The 2,957-nt window shown below is 73.1% G+C and carries 4 protein-coding genes; all 4 read left to right on the plus strand.

The annotated features are described in order from the left end of the window. The first annotated feature begins 187 nt into the window (after positions 1–187). Positions 188–982: a translation elongation factor Ts gene (gene tsf, locus VFW24_01820; GenBank protein HEX5265485.1), complete on the plus strand. Its 795-nt coding sequence runs from the start codon at positions 188–190 to the stop codon at positions 980–982. A gap of 2 nt (positions 983–984) precedes the next feature. After that, entirely contained in the window at positions 985–1,722 is a 738-nt protein-coding gene (pyrH, locus tag VFW24_01825; GenBank protein HEX5265486.1) for a UMP kinase, read from the plus strand. Further along, a complete protein-coding gene (frr, locus tag VFW24_01830; GenBank protein ID HEX5265487.1) occupies positions 1,722–2,294 on the plus strand; it encodes a ribosome recycling factor in 573 nt (190 codons plus the stop codon). The genes pyrH and frr overlap by 1 nt, the downstream gene beginning before the upstream one ends. Positions 2,295–2,332: 38 nt before the next feature. After that, positions 2,333–2,957: hypothetical protein (locus VFW24_01835; protein HEX5265488.1), on the plus strand; the 625-nt coding region annotated here is incomplete at its 3' end.

Here is a 2,957-nt window from a genome sequence, read left to right on the forward strand (position 1 = left end):
GCGCCCGCCCCGCCCAGCCCGGAGGAGGAGGCGCGTCGCGCCGAGCAGCAGCGCGAGGCGCGCCGCCAGGCCGCCCTCGAGGCCCAGCAGCGGGCGGCGCGCCAGGCCGAGCGGCCCGTCGCCGAGGCCCCTGCCGCCGCCGAGCCCGTGCCCGCGGCCAGCGACACCGAGGAGTAGAGGAGCGGAGATGGCCAACTTCACGGCCAAGGACGTACAGGCCCTACGGCAGACGACCGGGGCGGGAATGATGGACGCCAAGCGCGCCCTCGAGGAGTGCGACGGGGACGCCGAGGCCGCCGCCAAGTGGCTGCGCGAGAAGGGTCTCGCCAGCATGGCCAAGCGCGAGGGCCGGGAGAACGCCCAGGGCGCCGTGGCCGTCGACACCGTCGGGAACGCCTCGGCGGTCGTCGAGCTGAGGTGCGAGACCGATTTCGTGGCCAAGTCCGTCGACTTCGTCGAGCTGGTCGAGGACCTGGCGCACCGGGTGGCCGCCAAGGGGGAGGACGCGGTGGCCGAGCGCCGGGACGCGGTCGACGAGCTGAGGATCACCCTCAAGGAGAACATCGAGCTCGGCCGGGTGGCGCGCTTCGAGGCGGGGCCGGACTCGGTGATCGACGCCTACCTCCACGTGCAGAACGGCCGTGGCGTGAACGCGGTGCTGGTCGAGCTGGAGGGGGGGAGCAAGGAGCTGGCCCACGGCATCGCCCTGCACATCGCCTTCGCCCGCCCCACCTACCTCTCCCGCGAGGAGGTTCCCCCGGCTCAGGTCGACGAGGAGCGCCAGACCCTCGAGGCCATCAGCCGCAACGAGGGCAAGCCCGAGGCCGCCCTGCCCAAGATCGTGGAGGGACGGCTCAACGGGTGGTTCAAGGAGCGGACCCTGCTGGAGCAGGACTACGTCTCGGACGAGAAGCAGACGGTCGCGAAGGTGCTCGGTCCCGCCCGCATCAAGAGGTTCGTCCAGGTCGTAGTGGGCCAGTAGCGGTGCCACCCACCGGCGAGAAGCCGCGCTGGCAGCGCGTGATCCTCAAGCTGTCGGGCGAGGCCCTCGCCAGCTCGGCGTCGGACGAGACCATCGACGCCGACGTGGTCGAGCGGTTGGCCGGGGAGGTGGCGGCGGCCCGCGCCGATCTCGAGGTGGAGATCGCCGTGGTAGTGGGGGGAGGCAACATCTGGCGGGGGACGACGGGCGCCGGCTCGGGCCTGGACCGCGCCACGTCGGACTACATGGGGATGTTGGGCACCGCCATCAACGCCCTCGCCTTCCAGGACGCTCTCGAGCGCCACGGCCAGGCCACCCGGGTGCTGTCCGCCATCCAGATGGCGGAGGTGGCCGAGCCCTACATCCGGCGGCGGGCCATGCGGCACCTGGAAAAGGGGCGGGTGGTGGTCTTCGCCGCCGGCACGGGGAACCCGTTCTTCACGACCGACACGACCGCCGCCCTGCGGGCCGCCGAGATCGAGGCCCAGGGGATCCTCAAGGGGACCCACTCGGGCGTGGACGGGGTGTACAGCGCCGATCCCAAGCAGGATCCCACCGCCACCCGGTTCGACGAGATCGGGTTCATGGACGTGATCTCCCAGGACCTGCGGGTCATGGACCTCACCGCCATCACCCTGTGCCGGGACAACTCGGTTCCGATCCTGGTCTTCGACGTGATGACCGGGGGCAACATCATGCGGGCCCTGCGGGGGGAGCCGATCGGTACGCTGATCCGGTGATGGACGACGACTCGCTGGTGGGCGTGGCCATGGCCGAGGCCCGGGAGAAGATGGCCAGGGCCGTCTCCCACGCCCAGGAGGAGTTCGCCGCCGTGCGCACGGGGCGGGCGGCCCCGGCCCTGATCGAGCGGATCAAGGTCGACTACTACGGGACGGAGGTGCCCCTCCGCCAGATCGCCGGCTTCAACGTCCCCGAGGCCCGGCTCCTCGTCGTCACCCCGTACGACAAGGCGTCCATCAAGGCCATCGAGAAGGCCCTGCAGAACTCCGACCTCGGCATCAATCCCTCCAACGACGGCCAGGTGATCCGCCTGGCGTTCCCCCCGCTCACGGAGGAGCGCCGCAAGGACCTGGTGAAGGTGGTGCGCCACAAGGCCGAGGAGGCCCGGGTGGCGGTCCGCAACCTCCGCCGGGCCTCCCGGCACGACCTGGAGGGTCTCGAGAAGGAGGGCGAGATCTCCTCCGACGAGCTGGAGCGGGCGGAGAAGGAGCTGGAGCGCCTGACCCACGAGCAGGTGGCCGAGATCGATCGCGTGCTCCAGCACAAGGAGCAGGAGCTGCTCGAGGTCTAGAGCGCCGCCGAAGCGGCGCTGCCCACCAGGAGGCAGCTGTGGACTCAGACAACGAGGATCCGACGAGGGGGGGAGATCCCGAGGAGCCGGGCCCGGCCGAGGAGCCGCGCACCCGCACCGAGGGGGTCCGGATAATCGGGGCCGACGAGGCCGCCGCCGCCCTCGACTCGGGCCAGGCCGCCGGCCGGCGCCCCGAGGACGCCCCCCGGTACGGAGACGTTCCCGTCCCGCCGACCGCGGCCGCGTCGCCGCCGGCGGCGCGCTTCCCCCTGCCCGACGCCATGGACCCCGCCGAGGTGCCCCGGCCCCCCCTGGCCGGGGGCCCACGTGCGGGGGACCTGCCGCACTGGACGGAGCCGCCGACCGGAGAAGTGCCGGCCGTGCTGGCCGGGGCCGAGGTGGACGAGGACGACCTGTCGGCCTGGTCGGGCCTCAACCGTCCCGGCGCCCGGTGGCGGGACCACCCGCGGGACTGGGACGACGCCCACTTCGAGGACGCCGCCGACCTGGCGGCCATGGCGCCGTCCGAGGGGGACCCGGCGGAGGACTACTACGACCTGACCCGGACCGGGGCCGACCTCCCGGAGGACCGGGCCGACGAGGTCCCGGCCGAGCCGGCCGCTCCGCCTCCCCGGCGGCTGTGGCGGCGCCCCCCGACCCGCG

This window comes from Acidimicrobiales bacterium, assembly GCA_036273495.1.
Taxonomy (GTDB): Bacteria; Actinomycetota; Acidimicrobiia; order Acidimicrobiales; family JAJPHE01; genus DASSEU01.

Coding starts and splice junctions, on each gene's coding strand:
- frr (HEX5265487.1), top strand. CDS start 1,722: ATGGACGACGACTCGCTGGTGGGCGTGGCCATGGCCGAGGCCCGGGAG.
- tsf (HEX5265485.1), top strand. CDS start 188: ATGGCCAACTTCACGGCCAAGGACGTACAGGCCCTACGGCAGACGACC.